The organism is Zooshikella harenae (genome assembly GCF_018837975.1).
In the GTDB taxonomy this organism is placed as follows: domain Bacteria; phylum Pseudomonadota; class Gammaproteobacteria; order Pseudomonadales; family Zooshikellaceae; genus Zooshikella; species Zooshikella harenae.
In genome coordinates this window covers 4,555-28,518 of record NZ_JAGSOY010000050.1, presented here as the reverse complement: position 1 = coordinate 28,518, position 23,964 = coordinate 4,555, and the positions used below count along the sequence as shown (strand labels likewise).

Sequence of the window (23,964 nt, the reverse complement as noted above, 5' to 3'; positions counted from 1 at the left end):
TCATAAACTGGATGAAACAATTTTTGCGACCAACTTATTGATATCACCCTCAAAAAAGTGCCCCCCGTCTACCTGATGGGTATCCACTAAAATATGGGTATACTCCTGCCAGGCTTGCAAATTCTCATAACTGACATGATTATCTTGCATGCCATGAACAAGCACTAGCTCATGCTCAGATTTTTCACAGGGTGTCATGTGCTTTAACCTATAATTAATCGAGAATTCATTTCTCATAATAGGATAATAGAACTCTTTAAAATCATCGTCTTGAAGACACTCATCGTCTAGTTTTCCGTACCCCTTTAACCTTTGATAAATCTCTTCATCATTGTATGAAGCAGGATCTTCCAAAAACTCAGGTATATGAGGTGCAGCTTCTGCAGCAATAAACACTTTATTGGAACGTAAGCCCATGCTTAGTAAAGACTGCGCAAAGAGGAAAGCAAATAAGCCTCCCGTGCTATGTCCATATAATGAAAAACTATTTTTTTTTACAATATCATATATTTCACTTACTGCTTCACTCACAATATTTTCGACATCATTTCTCAGCGGTTCCAACAGCCTTTTTCCCATTCCTGGGAGCTGAAAAACATAACAGTCTATATCTTCTCGTATATGACTCAAAAGCTCATCAAATACATCTGAGCTTCCTCCTGAGTACGGAAAAAACAAGAGCGTATGATTTTTTTCCCCAGTACAATGACTACGTTTTTTTTCAAACCACATGGCATATCTCACTTTCATACCAATCCGCGATACTCTCAGCGAGAAAAGCAGAGTTTTTCGGTCCATTCATCGTTAAATGATTTCCAGCAACAGGTATCACCTTAAAGGACGTGTGGCCAAGTTTTTTCCAAAAGCGATCTTGATGCGCAGGAAAACTCGGAATAACGTCAGTATGCGCGAAAAATAAAATATCACTTACCGATTTTGATGGTTGGTATTTTTGCATTAATCCATTATTACATTCCCAAACACTCAAATAACGCGGTAAAAACGCTGCGGAGAGAATGGATTCATAGGCTGTACCTTGGCTTATTTTTCCCAGGTACTCAACCTTATCTTCCAAGGTCTCAAATGCTGCATATACGGCATTATCCACATTGATTTCTGCCATACCAAAGGTCAACAAATAATCAAGAATTTCAGCGCCAGACATGCCATCAGGTAAATTCCCGTAACATGGACTATCTACCATTATGACAGGTGCATTGACGCCATACCCATGCTTATACTGCTGAGCCATTTCGTAAGCGACAATGCCACCAAAAGAAGAGCCTGCAAATATCGGTGTTTGTTTTTTCCCAACGCAAGAGATAACCCCTTGCAGATAACTTTCTGCCATGTCTTCCAAACGACTAAAGTGAACATCACTGGTGAGCATTGGAGAACGGATGGCGTATACGGGATAGTCTTCAGGTAAAGCTTTTGCGAGATCCCAATAAAAATAAATATCTCCACCAATAGGGTGAATGAGTATGATCGGGGGATGGGACGGCTTCCCTTTTTGCAATAAGACAATTGTATCCTGTTCTTCTGACTGATCTTTTTGCATAGCAGCATTAAGCGCAGTAGCAATGGCATTAACAGTCAATCTTGGCAACTGCATAAACTCAATGGTGACACCAAACTGATTTGTCACCCTGGAACTGTATTGAACAGCCGTGAGCGAATCACCTCCAAGCTCAAAGAAATCTGCATCAGGATTTACTGTCTCAAGCCCAAGCACATGGCAGCAAATATCGCTGACTTGCTCATTAAGCGCTTTATCAGAACTGATGGTGTTTTCCTGCGTTATAGCCTCAGGAACAACGGTTTTAGCCTTATTTTCACCTATCCAGTAATGATCACGTGCAAAAGCATAGCCTGGTAGTTTAATTCTGTTTTCTGGGGATAACTGCCAGAACTTTTGCAGATCAACTGGGACAGAAAGGCAGAACAGTTGCCCAATCATCGACATCAAATGTTGATAGGGGGAGCGCTCAGCCAGGCCCTGAATGACATGATGCGTAGGCCTGCGACCTTGGTGACGTTTTGCCAGTACACTCAAAATCGTGCCAGGTCCTACTTCAACCAACACCATGTCAGAAAACTGCTTGTTGTTGAACAGTGTCGAAAGACCCGCTTCAAACATCACGGTTTGGCGGAGATGTTCTACCCAATACGCCACAGAGCATGTTTGCTCTGGCTTAATCCAGTCACCACTCAAATTCGAAATATAAGGCAACACTGGAGGGTTCAGCTGTACTGAGGCAACCAGCTGTGCAAAATTATCCAAAATGGGATCAAGCATAGCAGAGTGGAAAGCTCTGGAGACTTTCACACTACGGTAGGTAATTCCCTGTTGGTTTAATACGGCTTCCAAAGCCGCTACCTTGTCAGGCGCGCCAGATATCACACATGACTGCGCCTCATTAATAGCGGCAATATCCAACTGGTGAGTCTCAACAAAGGGTCGAATCTCCTCATAGGTACAACGCACCGATACCATTCGACCTTGGGGCAGCGATGCTAACAACTGCCCACGCTTAATCACCAGCGATAGCGCATCAGTCAGTGACAGAACACCTGCACAGCAAGCTGCGACATACTCACCAAGACTATGGCCTATCATTGCTGCAGGGGAAACGCCTTTATCCATCAGCCATTTTGCCAGTGCAAACTCACAGATAAACAGCGCCGGATGAGTAATCGCTGTGTCATTGATGCGCTCACTGGCAGCCAGCAGATCCTCACGTGAGACCTCGTTGCCTAGCATTGGAGCAGCAATATCCAAGCACTGCTCTACCCAAAAACGGAAAGCTGGCTCATTATCAAATAACCACTGAGTCATGCCTTTATATTGCGCTCCCTGCCCTGGGAACATAAAGACCACTGACGGTGCTCGATCAGGTTTATGGATTATCTGGGGCTGTGCTACTAAAGCCTCTGCCAACTCCTTGCTGTTGTTGCCCATCACCACCCTCTGGCAATCAAATCGGCTCCGAGAGTGCATTAACGTATAGCCCGCACGCACCAGTTGCTCGGTTTGCGCACCATGGACAAACGCGGCCATTGCTGCAGATTGGCGGTGCAAGCCTTCTTCATCGGGTGCTGACAAGCAAAATAGTAACGGTCTACCTGTAACGCCTTCCTGTAGTGAAGTATTCGTTTCAGGTGCCTCTTGTAAAATCACATGGGCATTGGTTCCACCAATACCAAAAGCACTGACCCCTGCTGTTCTTAGCTCACTGCCTTGATCTTGCGTCCATTCCTCGGTCGTTTGCTGAACTTTAAAGCCTCGTGTAGCCAGCTTCAGTTCAGCATTTTCCTGCTGGAAGTGAACCGTTGGCACCAGGGTTTTATGCTGTAAACATAAAGCGACTTTTATGAGTCCTGCAATTCCAGCCGCAACATCAAGGTGTCCGAGATTACTCTTCAACGCGCCAATTGCGCAGGGCTGTTTAGATGTTCTGCCAGAAAGTGCCTGAGATAATCCTGCAATTTCAATGGGGTCTCCTAACTTGGTACCCGTACCATGCGCTTCTATGTAAGACACATCATCGGCAGAAACCTGCGCATTGGCCATTGCTTGGCGAATAACAGCAGCCTGACGGTCTTCACTCGGCGCGGTGAACCCCGCTTTATGATTGCCATCGTTATTGATTGCGCTGCCCTTAATAACAGCAATTACACTGTCACCGTGTTCCAGTGCTTGAGCAAGCGGCTTGAGTAATACAACACCAACACCCTGCCCCTCAATCGTGCCAGAGGACTCACAATCAAAAGGACGACAATGACCATCCGCTGAGAAAATCATTCCTGGCTGATAAAGGTAGCCTTGCTTCTCAAGCTGGCCCAACGAAATACCTCCCGCAATAGCCATCTGGCAATCACCAGCCTGTATTGCGCGGCAGGCCTGATGCACTGCCACCAGCGAGGAGGAGCAAGCCGTCTGCACGGTCATTGCGGGACCTGTAAGGTTTAGGGTGTAAGCGACTCTGGTTGCCAAAAAGTGCGACTGATTACTAATCATCACCTGATAGTGATCAACCAGGTCAGCATGCTTCATTGATGGCAGCACATAGTCTGACTCGTAATGATTATTCCCAACACTGGCATACACACCCACATCATTCGTGATGGTTAGTGGGTCATAGTTAGCATTTTCAAAAGCATGCCAAACACACTCAAGGAATACCCTATGTTGCGGGTCCATCATCATGGCTTCTTTGGCTGTTAGCCCAAAGAAGCCCGCATCAAAGCACTCAATGCCTTCTAGTTTACTTTGTGCCAACACATAGTTGGGGTTACTAAGCTGCGACTCAGGTACTAACCCCTGCAGTTCTTCAACGGAGTAACACGACACAAGCTCTTTGCCTGCTTTCAGATGCTCCCAAAATTCAGCCAGGGTTTCAGATTGTGGAAAGCGGCCCGACATACCGATTATTGCAATATCGGTATGTGCGATAGATTGTGCTTTTGGCTTAACCACTGCTGGCTTCGCTGTGCTAGCCTGCTGTTCAACATAGTGCACAATGCTAGCAATGGTCGGCAGCTTAAACAGGTCAATCAATGACACTGTAGACTGCACATCTACAGGTAATAACCCATGCATACGGGTAAGGAGTATTGAGTTTCCGCCTAACTCAAAAAACTTATCCTGAAGCCCCACTGACTGTCTTTGTAGCAGCTGACACCAAACAGACTGCAACACCTGCACTAATGGCTCACTTTCAGCCTTGAATGCTTCATCATCGGTTACCGGGCTATCAAAGACTGGTGCAGGCAGCGCCTTGGAATTCAGCTTGCCATTTACTGACATAGGTAAGGCTTCCAGTGCAATAAATTGCTCAGGAACCATATAATCAGGCAGCTTTTGCTTCAGCCACTGTGCTAGGGTAAGCGAATTCATATCAGCAGCTGACGACACATAATAGCCTACCAACACCTGAACATTGCTAGAGCCTACTGAACTATTTACCAGCTGAACAGTGACTTGCTGTATCTGCGGATGAGCCAGCATCGCCTGCTCAATATCCGCTCTTTCAATACGGTGCCCCATGACTTTAATTTGCCCATCCTGGCGCCCCATAAACAACAAGCTGCCATCATCCAGCTGCCTGACCGTATCCCCTGTTCGATACCAAGTCCCGTCTGCAAAGGGCAAACTTATAAACCTGCTTTCGTTTAACTCAGGCTTATTCACATACCCCTGTGCGACACCTGTACCGCCGATATAAAGTTCACCACATGCGCCTGATGGTAAAGGCTCACCCTGCAGTCCTAACACAGTGCAACTCTCTCCGGGCAAAGGTCGCCCAATACTGATAACGCCTGTGTCTTGTCCCGCTAAATAGGTTTTACTGGTAGACCAGATGCAGGTTTCTGTTGGCCCATAAACATTAATCACCCGTGAAAACTTAGCAAATGCACGTTGGGCCAAGTGATGAGATAAGGCTTCACCCCCCACCAGCAGCGTACACTTTGTGGTTTGCTCGAATGATGGCAACGTAAACTCAAGCATGCTTGGCGTGGTTTGAATAAAGTCGAGTGACTGACAGTTAATAGGACTTTCCCTGTAATCACCCAGTGTCAACGTACCTCCAGATAGTAATGGCAAACCAAACTCTGCCCCGAAAATATCAAACACCATGTTGGTCATGCTGAAAGTATTCAGCCCAGTCTTATTCGGGAAGTGAGCCTGCCATAGCCCATGTAACGTTGCCATAAACGCACTATTGGATAACGCAACACCTTTAGGCTGGCCTGTGGTGCCAGATGTATACAGGATATACGCGGTATCTTGTGGCTTGATCTCCGCCTCAGCTAAATTCGCTGGAACATTGAGTAATGCCTGCTTGGCGCTATCCAGGACAAGTGTAGGAATAGATACATTTGGTAATAGCTGGTCATGCAAACCATCAGTAACCAAACAGTCAGCCTGGCAATCCTGCAAAATATACTCAATTCGCTCTGCAGGATAGTCATAAGACAGAGGCACATAGGTTGCTCCAAGCCTCCCTATAGCGAGAATGACCGTTAATGCTAACGCATCTCTTAGCATTAATAGCGCAACTCGCTGTCCTGGGCTTATGGCGTATTCCGACTGAAGACAGTATGCCGCTGCCAATACTTGCTGATGTAGTTGTAAGTAGCCGAGTACTTCACCAGAGTGACATAGGGCAGGCGCGTCTGGCTGATGACAAGCATAATGTGCAATCGCTGCCGCCAGGTTACGGGTTGGGATTGCTGGAGCCATGTTTTGCAGTTTTTCGCCTGTCATTATGGATGGCGCAAACTGCAATTGCTGCTCATCAGGATCGGCCAGCACCTGCGTTACTATCTGCTGCAACACATTTAAAGCCTGTTGCATCTTCGTTGGGCTGAACCACTCTGTCGCAAAGTCCAGATAGATATTGATTGCGTCTGCTTGTTCTTCAACTTGCAGTGCCAGTGGGTAGTCCCGATGTTCCTCTCGGGATACGAATTGATGATGTAAGCGGTCAAGGTCGTTCTGCAAACTTGGGTCAGGATAGTTTTCAAAAACATACAATGAGTCAAACAGCCTGCTTCCACCCTGCTGTAAGTCTGCCAAACTGACTAAGCTGCGGCTATTGGCTTCTCCCACGGCATCCTGTAATGCACTTATCTGCTCGAGTATGCTGGTGCCCGTATCATGCTGGTGCTTAATTGGCAGGGTATTGAGAAACATGCCAACAGCATGTTCAATGCCCGCTACAGGTAACATTCTGCCTGCAATGACAGTACCGACAACCGTTTGTACCGCCCCAGAATACAATGATAAGAGCTTGTGCCAGGCAAACAGGAACACGGAGTTCACCGTAATACCGTACTTTTGTGCCAGCCCACTCAAAGAAGACAGTTCAGTGTTGCTCAATTTGAGACTAAGTCGCTGTAATGATTTAACCTGACGCTGTTGTCGATACTCTGCCGGTGAAACCTCTGGATGCAGCAGCGAAGATAAAGGCATGGCCTCGTCAACATCACTTAAATACTCACTCCAATAGTCTTTATCGGCATTTTGATGTTGCTGTATATAGCTTTGAACGGCACTGAAAGCATCAGAAACTAAAGGTAAGGGGGCGTCTTTCTGCAATGCATCATAAGTGTCATGTAAATGAGCCATTAAAATAGGGCTGCTCCACCCATCAAGAATGGCATGATGAACATTAAACAAGCAGCAATAGTGATGCTGATCCAGCTTCACCAAACAAACTCTGAACAGCCCTCCTGTACTAAGGTCATAATTGCCCCTTCGATCCTCCTGCTGAAGCTTCGCTAACGCCTGCTCACGGTCGCTAGCATTCATGTCACTGAAGTCATGATAAGCCCAGGGAAAACCCATTTCTCGGTCAACCACCTGGACAATCTCTCCACGCCAGTCAAATCGGGAGCGCAAACAGGCAAGCTGCTTTTGCAACAACTGCCAGGCTTGGTGAAAGAGCTGAGGCTCAACCTGAGCGTGGTAATCCCAACGTACAGCAATACGATATGAGGCATCCTGGTCACCATAGGCCAGGCTGTGATGTATCATCCCCTGCTGCAGGCTATTTGCCCTAAATACCTGCTCAACTTCTTGGTGCTTCTGCAGTTGATCCAGATAATTTTGAGACACCACAAAGTTAACATCAGATTCTGTCAACCAAGTGCGTTGCTCATCTCCCAATTCAGCTAGCAGCATATCCAGTTGCGCAGAAAGTGCTTCCGCCACGTTCTGTGCTGTTATATCTCTGAGGTTGGATTTTACTAACAGCTGTAACTGACCATTTGCCAGCCAACTGACGACTTCCAGTAGATGAAGTGATGGGTTTTTTGAGTGGCTAGATAGCTCGCTATACGCTAAAGCCAATTGCCATGGAGAAGACTCAGTAGACTCAATCCTGCCTAAATAGTTAAGGCTTACCCCATCTAAAGAGGTACAGGGCATCGAAAAAGCAGCACCATAACTCAACCCTTTTTCAGCACAACGTCTTAACTGATTTTTTGTGTCTATTAACTGTTCACGGCTATTGGTTTTCGTTGTTAAACGAACAGGGTAGCGACTGGTAAACCAGCCTATAGTGCGGGAAACATCAAGCGTTTCATGCTCATGCTGTCGCCCATGTCCCTCTAACCATAACGAGTGGGATTGCTGCCCTGTGTACTGTTGAAGAAAACGGCTGAGCGTCAAAGCCAGGCAGTCTTGGGGTTGCATACCCAAAGGACGAGTCCGCTCAAGCAAAGAATCGGTGGTGTCACTGCTTAGCTGTAAACGATATTCTGTTGATTCCCTACCTTTGGATGCAGCCAGTAACGCTGCTTCTGGCCCAGGCAACTGACTTTGCCAAAATGACATCTCCTCATCAGTAACCGATAGGCTATTTACCAGCTCACTCCACTGCCGATAACTGCTACTCTTGGACCCAAGTGGCTGCCTCAGATAGGCCTGATATAAATCCTCAATCAAAACCGACTGACTAACGGTATCAATAATTAAGTGATGCCAGGCCATAAAGAGCCGACCTTGTCCATCACTGAAACCATCAAGGTAAGCAAACACACTTAGTGGACCGTTTGCCAAGTCAAACTGGCTATGAAGATCAGCGAGCGCCTCTTTCAAGCAGGCATCAAACCCAGGCTCATGTTCTTTGACTGACAGCTCTCTAATATCCACTCGATGACAGGCCGGTTTTGCAGAGTCGGGTTGATAATGCTGCGCCCAATCACCACCATCATTTACCGTAAAACGTAGTGCAAAGGCATCATGGTGCGCTACCACTTGACTGACAGCTTGCTCAAGACGAGAAAAGGACAGAGGCGGCGTCACTAACATGGCCGTTTGATTCCAGTGGCTCGCTACCGTCCATTCATTTGAAAAAAACCACTGTTGAATAGGAAGTAAAGACACCTCCCCAGTTAGTGAGGGCTGTTCGGTTTGAGGCTCAGCAACATCAGCGTTTGAGTTTTGCAGTTTGTCTGAGACAAACTCTGCCAAGGTAGCTACTGAACGATAAGTAAATAGCTCCCTTAACCCAAGCTCAACTTGCATTTCTCGACGCAGACGACCCACCATCTGAATTGCCATGACACTGTCACAGCCTAGAGAAAAGATATCATCATGAATCCCCAGCCGTTGTTGGGAAATGTTCAGTACCCCGGCCCAAAGCTGACAAAGCTTAGCTTCTATCGTGTTACTTGGCTGACAATGTTGATTTGACGTATGGGTATTTGGCACAGGCAATGCGGCCCGGTCTAGCTTGCCATTGGCCGTTAGCGGGAGTGAGTCCAGAGCAATGAGGAAAGGCGGCACCATATACTCTGGTAGACGCGACGCAAGCGCCTGGCGGAGTGCCAGCTCATCCACCTGAACTTTCGTCACATAATAACCCACGAGATTTACCGCTGAGTTTTCTCCATCCACAGGCTGAGTGAGGACAAGCGACTGCTCAACCCCCTCAAACTGAGTAATCACTGCTTCGATCTCACCAAGCTCAATACGATGGCCGCGCACCTTGACCTGAAAATCATTGCGTCCCTGGAAAATAATATTGCCATCAGACTCAACACGACCTAAGTCACCGGTTTTATAAATCCGTCCTAAATCTGGATGTTCTATGAAGCGCTCACGGGTCAACGCCTCATTTTTCCAGTAACTTAGCGCCACGCCTAACCCACCAATATAGATTTCACCAGTCACCCCCACCGGGCAGGGCTGCAACTGATTATCCAAAACACTCATGGTTTGGTTCGGCATTGCCTTGCCATAAGGCACTGAAGCCCAATCAGACTGACGAGATTCAATCGGGTACCAAATTGACCAAATACTCCCTTCTGTAGCACCCCCTAAGCTGAGTTGCTTGGCTGCTGGGAATGTACAAGCGAGCCTATCAAGGAGGTTGAGTGGAATCCAATCGCCACTCATCATGAACAGTCGCAGCGATGGCAGCGGAGTATTGGTTGCAGAGGTAGCTTCTTCCAAAAGACCCGCAAGCTGGGGAACAGTATTCCAAATGCTGACCTTTTCCTGCTGAATCAACGGTAACCAACCGTCAGGGGTCTTCACATGTTGCTGATCAGGAAAAACAACTTTGGCACCTACAGCGAGTGCACCGAACAAGTCATAAACTGACAAATCAAAACTGAGTTCAGACAATGCAAATAAAGCATCATCGGCAGTGACGTTATACTGCTCATTCACCGCAATAATGGTATTCACTGCGCCCCGATGACTGATCGTCACGCCTTTAGGCTTGCCAGTAGAGCCTGAAGTAAAAATCACATAAGCAACATCATCTGGCTTAACCTCGGGTAAGCTCACTTTGGCGCAACAAGACTCATCGACCAGAGCGGTCTCAATGCAAAGGCTTGAGATGCTTTGCATCAGTTTAAAATCACGCTGAGCCTGAAGCTCTGTGATTAAAAGATGGTCTGCCTCAGCCTGTGCCAACACACCATTCATTCTCTCTTCAGGCCAGTCAACATGCAGTGGCAAATAACCTTTACCGGCCTTCATTATCGCTAAACAAGCACACAGCTGGGCGTATCCCTTCTCTGCCAAAACGGCTATTAACTCTCCCTCCATGGCTAGACAGTGACTGGCTAAACACTCACTATCCTGCTGTAACTGGGCGTAGGTATAACTTTGTCCTAAACGCTCATCATAAACCGCAATACGGTGTCCCTCCCTGGCCTGACTTTCAAACAAGCTGACCAGAGTTTCTTCACTCACCGGCTGGTTGGCACTGTTGATCAATGCAATACAGCGCTCATCCTCTGGCGGCAAATAGCCTCGAGGTACACTCCTAGACCATTCTTGTGTAGCCAAGTGGGTGATCAGCTCGCAATAGCAGCGATTTAAATGTGGGATAAAATCCGGTTCAAAAAGCTGATCGACATATAGCCACTTACTCATAAATCGATCACCCGACTCGACCGCCTGCAAATCAATCCATGCTTGGGATGTCTGTGCACACCAGTAACGCTGTTCCCTAAGTTCACTCTCGATAAGAAATGACCGTTTCTCCCAGCGATCTGTCTGCTGTCCAATAACACCGGTAAAGACAATAGGTGATGTAGCAGCATTCGCATCAAGCTGATGTTGTTTCACCAGCTCTCGCTGTACTTGAATACCGTTATAAAGTGCATGATTGACATCATCCCACATGCGGTCATGAGTACGGGTGATGGTTTCAAGTAGCTGACTGCCAGCATCCTTGAAGTGAAATAGGTTAGTCGATGTAAAGTCACCCAAGATCTCATCAACACGCTCACAAACTGGATAACGGTTAAACAGCGTCAGGGTAATTAAGAACTCGTCATTACCAGAAAAACGCGCAATCAGGTAACCGTATAGTGCAAGCAGTACAGAAGAGTAAGACACCTGATAATCTTGAGCCTTTTTCTTAAACTGCTGCCAAATTTCAGGCTCCAAATAAAGCGTATGCTCGGAAAACGTCGGCTGAGTGACGTTCATAGGCTCTTGCTTAAGCGGTAAATTGGGACGCAAAGGCAGGGTTTGTAACTTTTCAGCCCAATATGCTTTATCCTTTTCATACCAAACAGAGTTTGGCAGGTGCACGACATAGTCCTGATAATCTTTGAAGTTAACCTTTGGCAAACTGGCCGTAATATCCTCACCACGATATAGCCTGTCGAGTAAGGAATACATCATCAGCCGGCTTTGCACGTCCAACAGTATTAAATCAATGCTGACATGCAGCACATAACAGTCTTTAAACAGACTGACTTCAAAGGTAAACAGCGGAAAGCAGGAAACATCATAGACCGCGTGAGACAGCCTATGGCGAACATCTGCCAGAGTGGCATCGCTCTTATTAACATCAAAGTAGTTGGTATGCACACAGTAATGCCCAACCTCACTTGTTGGTAAGTAGCGCTGGCGCATGGTGTTTTCATCAAACACTGTGCGTAACACAGGACACTGGGTAATCAGCTCGTTGATTGCATTTTCCAGCCGGTTAATGTCCAGTGAGCTGTACACATACTCGTTGTATATATGATTTGCCACATTGCCAATTTCATACTGCCCCATACGTCCAAGCAAATAAGCTTTTTGGATTTCCGTCATGGCAAAGTCTTGCGAGCTTTCCCCTTTAGCTGATAAAGGCAACTGTGCTAAATCAGCCTCTCCCGAGATAAACTTAAAATCACTCGCCGAGTATTCTGTCGTCTGTTGGTTAGCACACAACTCAACCAGCGCAACCAATGCTTTCTGGTAACAGTCCAGAAGCTTCTGACTAACAGCTTCAGTCAGGCAGGATTTAACTTCGATATGCAGCTGCCCATCAACAACAAAGCCAAAAATGGTGATGCTAAAAGGCCAGTCTTCAGGATGTCCTATCGTTTGTCCTGTTTCTGTCACTACCAGATGCCACTGCTCAGTATGCTCTGACGTAGGCTGTACCAAGGTATCTAGCTGACCTAAGTAGTTAAAGCACACTGATGGTATGGGCAGATCACTGCTTTGTGCCCAGGCACCATAGCCTACGCCATTACCAGGCATCGCCCGCAGTTGCTCTTTACAACCTATCAAGGTTGTTTGCAGATTCTGGCAGGATTGCAGTTTGTAAGGAGATAAACTGGTAAACCAGCCCACTGTCCGTTCGATATCCAGGGGACTATCAATGACCTCGGCAATAACTTCTCGGCCATGGCCTTCTAGAGAGATATGGGTGACTTCGCCGGCTAACACTTCAGTTAGTGCGGTGTCTGCCGCTGCAATCAGTACATCATTAATCTGCGTATTAAATGCTTTATGACACTCCCCAAGCAGCGACTGGGTCAATGATTGAGGCAGTTTAATCTGGCTTGAGGTAAATGGCTGTTTATTGGATAGAAAGCCTTGCGGGACACGGTAATCTTCCATTAATGCTTGCCAATACCCTAATTCTTCAGGGTGTTGATGTGGATACTGTTCAATACATTGGGTCCACTGTCGATAGCTACTGCCTTTCTGCGGAAGCTTCTTGCCTTGATATAATACCTGCAGGTCATGAACAATAATGCCCCAGCTGACGCTGTCCATGATCAAGTGGTGGAAAGCACAGAACAGCAGCCCTCGATCTGGTTTGAGTCCCTCAATATAGACAAACTGAAATAAAGGGCCTGAGGTGAGATCAAAACTGCTTTGCCAACTGGTCATTAACTCACTCAACGCTTGCGCATCAGTACGCTCAGCCAGATTCATCTGTATGACGTTAACTGGTTGCTGCTCACCATAGAACTGTCGAGGATATTGACCTTCAGGGGTATCGGTGTAATGCAGTCGCAAGGCGTCATGATGCTTTACTAGCTCAGACACAGCATGTTGCAAAGCATTCTGCTCTAACAACGGTACATCTATGCAAAACGCTTGGTTCCAGTGCTCAGGTTGATTAAATTGACGCGTAAAGAACCAGCACTGAATAGGCAGTAAGGGCACCTCGCCACTTAACACCCCTTCTTCTACTTGATAGGTAATGCTTGATCGTTCTTTGCCTGCTAACTGACAGAGTGCACTTATCGTTTTTAGCGCAAACACATCCTTTACTGACAATTCCAACATTGACGCTTGGCGAAGCTGGCTGACCAGCCGAATGGCCATGATGCTATCTAACCCGAGCTGGTATAAGTTGGAGCTACATCCCAACTGCTGAGGTTCCAGCCCTAACAGCGCTGCAACAATGTCTCGCACAGAGGCTTCTAGTTCATTTTTCGGAGCAACCACATTATCTTTGAGTGTGCGTTCTGGGATTGGTAATGCTTTTACATTCAACTTGCCGTTGACCGTTACGGGTAGCGCATCTAAACGGACAAAGGACTCTGGAACCATGTACTCAGGCAAGGCTGCCAATAGGTGCGACTTAAGTATTTCATCGCTACATTCATCTGCGGCAACGATATAACCAACCAGCCTGGGCTGCGCGTCCTTCACCACAGTTACCGCTGCTTGAGAAACAAGAGGATGCAACTCTAGGTTCGTTGTGATGTCACCCAGCTCAATTCGAAAGCCACGAATTTTGACCTGGAAATCATTCCGTCCCAAATAAACCACAGAGCCATCGGGTTGCTGGTATACCAAGTCACCCGTTTTATAAAGTCGTCCATTGATTCCGAGTTGTTTATCTTCAGTGCTCTGGTAGGGGTTTTCTACAAACTTTTCTGCAGTAAGTGCAGGATTATTAAGATAACCTCTAGCCAGTCCAACACCAGCCAGATGCAACTCACCTACCGCCCCAGGTGGGAGCAATCGTAAATTTTCATCTAAGACGAGAGCCTGGATATTATCGATTGGCTTACCAACCAGCACTTTTGATAATGCCGGATCATTACAATCGAAAAACAGCACATCAATTGAAGCTTCGGTTGGCCCATAAAGATTATGAAGCTGGACATCAGGCAATAAGGCTTTTATGTCCTTCACCTGAGATAAGTGCAACGCCTCACCACTACAGAACATATATTTCAATGAGGCCAAATGTGCGAGTGCGTTAGGTCTAGCGCCCAGGGTCTGGGTGAAGGCGCTTAACATTGAGGGTACAAAGTGCAGTGTTGAAATTTTTTCTCGCTCGATCAACTCAATCAAATAATCAGCATCTTTGTGACCATCAGGATCTGCCATAATGATCGCAGCACCATACCAGTTAGCCCAGAGCAACTCCCAAACAGATACATCAAATACATAAGGTGTCTTTTGCAGAACACGATCATCCGCAGCCAGTGGATAGTTTTTTTGCATCCACTCTATACGGTTAATCAACCCTCGGTGCTCACACATAACGCCTTTAGGCTTGCCTGTCGTACCTGAGGTATAAATAACATAAGCTAAGTCGTTAGGATTCACCGCAACAGATAGGTTTTGAGTTTGCTGATCTGCAAGCAGATGGCGAGTTTCAGGAGTGTCGAGTAGCAGCAAGCGCTCTTTATAATCAACGAGACTTTCTGCGTGCTTACTGTGAGCCAAGATCACGGCAGCTTGACTGTCACTGAGGATATATTCCACTCGATCCTGCGGAAAGCCTGGCTCAAGCGGAATATACGCGGCACCAATTTTCAGTACTGCCCAGATACTGATGACAGTATCTACACTTCGCTCCAGGCTTAATGCAACCAGGTCACCTTGGACAACCCCTTGCGCTATAAGGTAGTGAGCAAGCTGATTAGCGCGCTCATTCAATTGCTGATAAGTCAGCCGCTGCCTGGCATCTGCTACCGCTAAGTGGTGAGGTGTTTGTTCAACCTGCTGCTCCAAAATAGCCGCGACATGGGTCTGATCAGAAAAGTCACAACGTGTATCATTCCAAAGCTGGAGTAGCTGATGTTCTACCCGATTTGAAATAGGTAACAACTGGCTCAGTGGAGACAACCACACACCTTCATCGTGCTGTTTTAGAGAATCCACAAAGCTATTAAATATGGCTTCGATTTGTGCCTGCTCGTACTTTTCTGCAGCATAGGTCAGTGTGAATGACAAACAGGAGGATTGCACACCTGCAATCAGTGAGATACCAAACTTTTCCGCCAGGTCTGCATAAGGTTGAATTTGATATTCAGTGTTTTGAGTTTGTGCTGAATACTCATCAAAGTTATGCAGGGTAAACAGCACCTGAACCAGTTCAGCCAGCCTTGGCGCGCCCCCCTGAATACCCTCCACCAGTTGCTCAATATTGAGATTATTCATTTGCTGGTATTGGATAACGGTATGATGCAAAGTCTTCGCATTGGCTAAAACACTCTCTTTTCTGTTGAGAGCAGGAACAACAGGCAACGTATTAATAAATGGTCCAATGGCAGCCTGAAATGCCTCTGGCCGGTTAGCAAGTGTCATTCCCACAGGAAACGACTCGTTTTGACCGGTATACACAGCGATTGAATGGATGAAATGGGTAAACAGGATTGGATAGAGTGTTAATCCATGCTTACCACATAAATCAGTAAGGTACTGATACTCCTCTTCAGTTAGTGTGGCTGTTAGGTGGGTAGCAGCATTTGAGCCAGTAGCTGAGTAACATTGCCTTAACTGAGGCACCTCTGCTTCATTAAGCTGGGCAATTAGCCTGTCTTTGAATTGAGTTTCAGCCCCCCCAAGCGCTTGAGCCTGTTGATAAGCAGAGTAATCGAGATAGGTTGGCTGTTTTAAGGTTGCTGCAAAACGTTGTGGATTTTCATAAGCCGCAGCCAGTTCATCTGCTATCACAGGGACTGAGTAGGCATCGGACAGCATATGGTGATGGATACAAGCAAGCATCCAGGTATTCTTGTCCGCGAGATAGAGCAACTCAAAACACGTAAACTGTCCTTCTTCAAGAGGGAACACCGTTTTGGCCAAGCTATCTTTATGCTGCTGTAGTTCAGAGGAAGATATTTCCCTCACTGGGCATTGAAACAACGAAGCTGGAAGAAACGCTCGCTGCAAGTTATCAGCAACACTTTGACAAAATAGTGGATGCTTTTTTAAGAACAGCTGTATAGCCTGCTGCATTCTTTGTGCATCCAGTTCATTGAAGGCAATAAACAGTGGAATAGTATAAGTGTAGGGTAAGCTGTCGATCTGACCCTGCAAATACATGCCTTGCTGTATCGAGTCTAGTTTGGCTGGCCAACTTGCCCGTGGCAGTGACAGAAATGGCGAAGCTTTCGCCTGTTCTTCGTTATGAATTTTATTAGCATTAAGCAGCTCAATCAGTACTGCTTTGTGCGCAATAACCTGCTGCTTAATCGCATCAGGAAAACCCCGATTTTTATCGAATGAATAGTTAAGCTCTCCAGCCTCATTCACCCAAAGAAAAATATGCTGGCATTTTAGGTCGTTTAATAAGCTTATAATTGTCACTACAGAACTCCAACTACTCGCTCGTGATTTTCCATTTGTGATTCAGCTTGTTCGGCCATTGCTATCACGGTGCTGTTGTTATAGATATCTTCCAGTTTGAGCTGGACGCCCAGCTGTTGATCAAGGCGACGAACCAAGCGCATCGCCAAAAGCGAGTTTCCTCCACAATTGAAAAAACTTTCTGCACAATCAATGTCGGTGGGCTGACACTTCAGTATCTTGGCCCAGACTTCACAGAGCTGCTGCTCCAACTTAGTGACGGGTCCCTGAAAGTTTGTATCAACGTTGACTTGTGGTAAGCGGGAGGCATCGACTTTGCCATTTGCAGATAGAGGTAACTCATTGAGCAGCACAAAGTGCTGAGGAATCATGTAATCGGGTAGTGATTGTGCTAAGTGATGGCGTACTAAAACATTCAGAGGCTGGACATCCGCATGAACATCACTTACAGCTTTATCCTCTTCGCGCACAGCACCTATCGCCATGGTGTACAGGTTATTTTCACTCAGTGTTAACCCGAGCATACAGCAGCCAATATCATGACTGACTAAGTCATCACTTAGGTGCTGAAACAACCAGCCAGCATAAACATAGTTAGATGTGCTCTGAGGACCTTCAAGATGAATTAACCCTTGGGCACCACTTACAATGGCATGAACATCAGAAGCCTTGACCAGTACAGGCTGTTGCTCGATGTCGAACAGATTACTGCCTGTCGTGCTACGGAAATAAGCACCCTCCCGGTTATAGAGTGATAGCTTAGTATCTGCTTGGTCTGTTGACTGATTCAGAGGAGCACATAGTACTAACCGGCATACTAATGACTTAGTCGCTGATACATCCGGCTCAAAAAACGCTACGTGATAACCTACTTCCAGTTGCTCACACTGATCCGCAAGTAAAGCCAGCATATGTCCCGCTTCCAGTAGTGCGAGCGCTTTTGCACGGTCATGATAAAGAGGCCGGATTGCCTCCCAGTTAATGACTAGATCAATGAAGTTTACTGAAGCGACACCGTTGGGCTGCTCAACATTAGGTAACTCATAAAGTGAGTGACGTGTGGGATGATAGTAATAATACCCGTTACGAGTCGCATCAACCTTATCATTGAGACCCACATAAGCCTGGACACTGTAGGTACTCCCTGCTGATGGGTAGCGATATTTAGGAAGCACTCGATTGGGAAGTTCCAACCCAGCACATACGGAGAGAATGCGCTGTAAGTCATCCCAAGTCGCTGCATTGCCAGTAGTTGAAGACCAAGAGCGATTCTGGCGTAATGTAATCAGGGTATTAACCCTGTGGCTATCAATGCCACAGTCATCGAACTTCCGATAGCTTTTACGACGCAGATAATCATCCTTTTGCAATGAGTGTGATAATGCCAAACCAGCATTTTCAACGGGGACAATGCCTCTTTGCTGAAGAATGAATAGCTCTTTATCTTCCGTATAGACAGGAACAGGCTGTTCTTTTTCTGGAATCAGGTAAGCCACTAACGCAGGGCTGGTCTCTTGTTGCTGTAAGTGAACCAGTGCTTGCGAGATCCCTTCTAGCTTATTGATATGTGCTGCAATTTCTTCTAGCTCAACACGATAACCATTCAGTTTTACCTGATTGTCAGTGCGCCCTAAAAACTCAATGAAGCCTTGCTCTGACCAGCAACCTAAATCACCTGTTTTATAAAGTCGGCCTAACTCAGGATGGTTAATAAATCTCTCTTTGGTTAACTCAGGTGCATTCCAGTATTCAAGGGCAACACCATCCCCACCAATATGAATTTCACCAGTAACCCCAAACGCACAGTGTTCGCCCCGATTATCCAGCACATACATCGCCTGGTTTGGCATCGCTGTTCCATAGGGAATACTTGTCCACTCTGGGTCTACTTGTTCAACTGGATACCAGATTGACCAGATACTTCCTTCTGTCGCGCCCCCCAAACTAATGACATCTGTCTTATTATTAAGTGTTTTAATACGGCTAGGTAAATTAAGCGGTATCCAGTCTCCACTCATCAAGAAAAGCCGAATATTCATTGAAATATCCGAGCGAGACTCAAACTCATCAATGACTAAACCGGCCAGCTGCGGGACAGTATTCCAAAGCGTGACATGATGTTCATGAACAAGCTCTAGCCAAACGTCAGGCTTTTTACAATCTGTTTGGCATGGGAAAACAATTTTTCCTCCAGCTCCGAGCACACCGAATATGTCGTATACAGACAAATCGAAGCTCAGCTCTGATAAAGCAAGAACCGTATCACTGGCGTTAATATTAAAACGTCGGTTAACTGCTTCAATCGTATTAAAAGCACCATGGTGGCTTATAGCGACACCTTTTGGCCGTCCCGTTGAGCCTGAAGTAAAGATAACGTAGGCCAAATCTGTCGGCTTAACGCTTGGCCATAGAATATCCTCACATGGCCCTTTCTCTTGAACAAATGTTTCCAGTTCCAAGACCGTTGCATTCAAAAATGAAGATTCACGCTTGAGCCTTGCATGCTGTGATTTAGACACAACAACGGTATGGCAGCCAGATTGCTCCAAAATGTCATTCAAGCGCTCAATTGGCCAGTCAGGATGCAGTGGTACATACGCGGCCCCTGCTTTCATAATTCCCAAAGTAGCAGTGACATGCCAATAGCCCTTTTCAGCTAAAATGGCAATTAATTGGCCTTGAGTTTCTCCACTAGCCATTAAGGCTGCGGCCACGCTTAAATAGGCCTCATGAATCTCAGCATAGGTAAAACTCGTTTGTAACTGTGAGTCAACAACAGCTGTAGCTTTGGAGGTACTTATTAAGCTGGGTGATGTTTCAAACAGCTCAACCAACGTCCTCGATGGGTAGCTTGCCTGAGTGTTATTCCAGTGGGTAATTTGTGCTTTTTGCCAGTCCGGTAATTTAACAAAAGGCAAAGCCATTAAGTCCCAGTCGCGATGTGCAACCTGCTCGATTAAAGCACAATAGCTGTCGTGCATTGCCTGAATTGTTTGTAGCGAAAAGAGCTGATCTACATAGTCCCACTCTGCAACAAACCCTGCATCTGTCTCATACGCTTTGTGGTCTAACCAAACCTGAGAAGTTTGAGAAATAGCGTATTGAGTACCCTGGTAACTCTCATCCAATGGCAAATCAAACATGCTGGCTTTACCATTCATACCAATAACACTGGTTAATACAACCGGTGCCACTACTTGGTGAGAAGGTAAACTTCGTGCTTGCTTGAGCATACGTTGCACATCAATACCATCACACAAGTTGTTATCAACATCTTCCAATAACCGGGAATGCACTAACTCCAGCTGCTGTCGGGCAGAGATATCATTACGCAATTGATAATCAAACAAACTTAAAACAGTAAAATCACCAATAATGTCATCTACTTGAGCATGTAGTGGCAGTCGGTTAAACAGCGTTAAGTTAAGCGTGACTTTTTCTTGATCTGACCAAAAACAGAGCACACGACAAAATAGCTCGGCAATCAATGCCGTTGGGCTAATATCATTACAGCGGCACTTATCTAAAATTAATTGCCATGTTGCTTGTGGAACAGTCCTGGTTACTCGTTTGAAGTATGGCTTCTCAATACTTGATGGGTTTGCAGCTAAAGGCAAATCCATTTTTAACGACATTTGCTGTGTTTTTTCATGCCAGTACTGCTCAGCCTGATGGAACAGCTCACTCTGACGTATCCGCTCATATTGAGTATGATAATCTCGGTAGTTGATTAATAGCTTGGGCAACACTGCCTGCGGATTTTGATATAAAGTGATCCACTCTGAAAATAGAATCTCAAAACTCTTCATATCAATGATAATCGCATCAAAACTCACATGAAGAATGTAGCTATCCCCTACTTTAGACAGCAATATGTCAAAGAGCGGATATACGTCTGCCGCATAAACTTTATGGGAAAACGCTTGGCGAATCCCTTCTAGCTGAGAGTGATTAGTAAACTCCTGATAACGAATTTGGTAATGGGGAACTTGGTTTAAATAACGTTGTTCTCCATTTTCAAAAACAGTTCTGAGTGATAAATGGCGTTTGATTAACAGGTTGAATGCACTTTCTAACCGAGCATGATCTATATAACCAAATGCATACTCATGATAAATATGAGTCGATACATTGCTTAACTCAAAGTTTTTAAAACGGCCAAAATAGTAAGTTTGCTGAACATTATTAAGGGTAAATGGATGATATTGATGCGTAATATCTGACGATTTAATAATAAAATCACGATACAGAAAATCACCCTTACCGGCATTGACTAAAGGTGTTAGGCTGGATACATTTTTTTGTTCAAAAATATCTTTAATTTTTATGTCACAGCGAAATTCGGTATTGATTAAGTTAACCAACTTAATTGCCGATAGGCTATTTCCACCTAAAGCAAAAAAATCATCTGTTAAACCAATATTATTCTTATTTACTCCTAGCGCTGAACCAAACAGCTGACACAATACACGCTGAGTCTGTGTTTCGGGTGCAATAAACCGATTGTTATGCACCAGGTTTATCGCAGGTAAAGCCTTGCGATCTACCTTTCCATTAATATTTAATGGTATAGAAGCAAGGAACATAAAATCGACAGGGATCATATATTCAGGCAAATAACTTTTTAACCAATCCTTTAAATGATCGACCCCAATGGGTTCCTTAGCGGTATAATAAGCAACCAGAAAAGGCTCGACATCACTTTCCTGGTCTTTTTGTAACTGAACAACAGCCTGCTCTATTCCTGGATAGTGTTTAATAGCCGACTCAATATCACCCAACTCGATACGATGCCCACGTAACTTAACTTGAAAATCTGCTCGGCTTAAATATTCAATATTACCACATGATAAATAACGAACTTTGTCACCCGTTCGATACATAGTAGCGCTATGATTATTGCCCAAATGGACAAATGGGTTAGCAATAAATGCTTTTGCTGTCAGTTCAGGGTTATTGAAGTATCCTTGTGCAACACCATCACCGGCTATGTAGAGTTCACCCACTACACCTGGTGCTACAGGCTTTTGCTCATCATTAAGTACATAACATTGCGTATTTGCTAAAGGTTTTCCAATCAATACTTTATTAGTGATTTCATTCAAGCAGTATGCGGTTGACCATACTGTTGTTTCGGTAGGGCCATAGACATTCCATGCTTTTTGCGTCATTTTGACCAAACCTTTAGCGACGTCTAAAGGAACAGCCTCACCACCACACAATGCAATAATATTAAACTTTTCTTGTCCCAGTTCAGCAACAGCCTGCCGCCAAAAAGATGGGGTGGCTTGCATATGTGTAATATCAAACTCGGTTAAATATTGCTTCAATATACATGCATCTAATAACGCTCGTTGTTCTGCAAGCACAACAGATGCACCAAACATTAAGGGCATAAACAACTCCAACGTGGAGATGTCAAATGCCAATGTGGTAAGTGCCAACATGCGAGACTCAGGAGACAAATGCGTGCGATGACAAAAGTCATAGGCAACATTAACAAAATTACGGTGCCTGACAGCAACACCTTTAGGTACACCTGTGGTACCCGAGGTGTAAATAACATATGCGAGCGCATTAACATCGCCAGAATTTAATAATTCTGGCGGATTACAATATTTTTCTATCGTGGCCAATAAATCATTTGTTATTGATAACGCTGTGATGCCATCAGGTAATGAAGCCTCTGGCATATCATTTCTGGTTAATACCAGACTAGGCTTAGCATCATTCAGTATTGCCTGGGTTCTCAATAGTGGAGAAGTTGAATCTAAAGGAACATATGCAGAACCTAACTTAAGGATAGCGAGCAGACTAATCAGTAATGACTCATCTCTTGGGAGCAGTACAGCAACCCTCTCACCTTCAGCTACTGAAAAGTGTTCCTTCAGGTAATGTGCTAACCCGTTTGCTTTCATATTAAGCTGACCATATGTCAGCTCAGTATCACCCACAATTAAAGCTAATTTATCAGGATTAAGAGTTACCTGCTCTTCGAATAGAGCAGTAATTGTATTTTGGGGATAGAGTATTTGCTCGGAGTTACAATCCAGATAGTAATGCTGAATCAATGCCTCTGGTAGTTGACAGAAGTTATTCCAGTCAATTGTGCCTGATTTAAAATCATCAATACGTGCTAAAAATGCCTCAGCATAATGAGACATCACAGAAAACAAAGGAATATTCTTTTTGTAGATAAGCTTTACTTGATGAGCGTCATCCACCGTTTGAATTAACAATAAACTTTCATCTATTAGCTCGTCATTAACTTCACATATCCCAACACTTGGAAATAGTAGCTCTGAATAAATATAGTCCTTATCTATAAAAGTAGCTGGAGATTGTTCATGAGTGACTATCTTTTCTAAATCAGCATAATATTCTGAGCCTTGTAACAAGGTATACTGTCTTGAAACGCCTTGTTCATTTTTAGTATAGAAACCATATAGAGCTGCTTTTTCAGCATTAAAAATATATTGCATAAAAAGCAAAAACAATGATTGATCCGCATGACTCCATTTATAGGGAAAAACAAGGGTTTCACTATCGACGTCACAGATCTCAGTGCTATGTACCTCTGGGCTAATAACAAAAGTTTCATACTTTTTTTGTAATTCATCAAAATAGCGTTTACCCGCTAAATTTGCTGTCACTGCATTAAACCAAAGGTCAACATCGTTTGAAAAGCTGTAAACTTCAAGCTCAGACAAAGAGTCATTTCTACTTAAGTGAATAAAGCCATCAATAAAAACCTCAGCGATTTGTGCTTGAATAAACTGAAAGTCTGAGCATGATTTAGCTAAACTACAATTAGCCAATATGCACTTGTCATTATTTTTTTGGTTCACTATTGAGAAAAACTGAACGTCATTGCCCTCTTTATCACATAGTGCTAGCTTTACTTGGTTTGCATCAGAAAAAGAGGTTTCAACAGCATAGCAAAACTCGTAATCTATTTTATAATGGCTTATATCATTCTCATTAATAAGATGAATATTATGATGCTCTTGAGCCAACCAAAAGCTTTGCTCTTCATCATGTGAAGCTATCAGAAAAACTTGATGACCAGCATCTGCGAGATAACCAATTACGTTCTTACTTACTTCATCTACACAGGCTTTAGTGACAACATTTAATATATTCAT

Annotated in this window: 3 protein-coding genes; all 3 read right to left on the bottom strand. The window is 45.0% G+C overall.

Translation table 11 applies throughout. From position 1 onward, the window contains the following. From KCG35_RS17290 to KCG35_RS17280, 3 genes are read right to left on the bottom strand one after another with little or no spacing between them, the layout of a single operon-like run. The gene (locus tag KCG35_RS17290; protein WP_215821048.1) at positions 1–732 is read right to left on the bottom strand and encodes a thioesterase II family protein; all 732 of its coding nucleotides are present in this window, start codon (positions 730–732) and stop codon (positions 1–3) included. Further along, on the bottom strand, positions 722–16,819 hold the full coding sequence (locus KCG35_RS17285) for a non-ribosomal peptide synthetase/type I polyketide synthase (RefSeq protein WP_215821047.1): 16,098 nt from the start codon (positions 16,817–16,819) through the stop codon (positions 722–724). Before KCG35_RS17285 ends, KCG35_RS17290 begins: the two co-directional genes overlap by 11 nt. Beyond that, positions 16,819–23,964, bottom strand: a complete 7,146-nt coding sequence (locus tag KCG35_RS17280) for a non-ribosomal peptide synthetase (RefSeq protein WP_215821046.1) — start codon at positions 23,962–23,964, stop codon at positions 16,819–16,821. Before KCG35_RS17280 ends, KCG35_RS17285 begins: the two co-directional genes overlap by 1 nt.

Bases quoted from the DNA above. Each gene is read 5' to 3' on its own strand.
- KCG35_RS17290 (WP_215821048.1), bottom strand. From the start codon at position 732: ATGTGGTTTGAAAAAAAACGTAGTCATTGTACTGGGGAAAAAAATCAT.
- KCG35_RS17280 (WP_215821046.1), bottom strand. From the start codon at position 23,964: ATGAATATATTAAATGTTGTCACTAAAGCCTGTGTAGATGAAGTAAGT.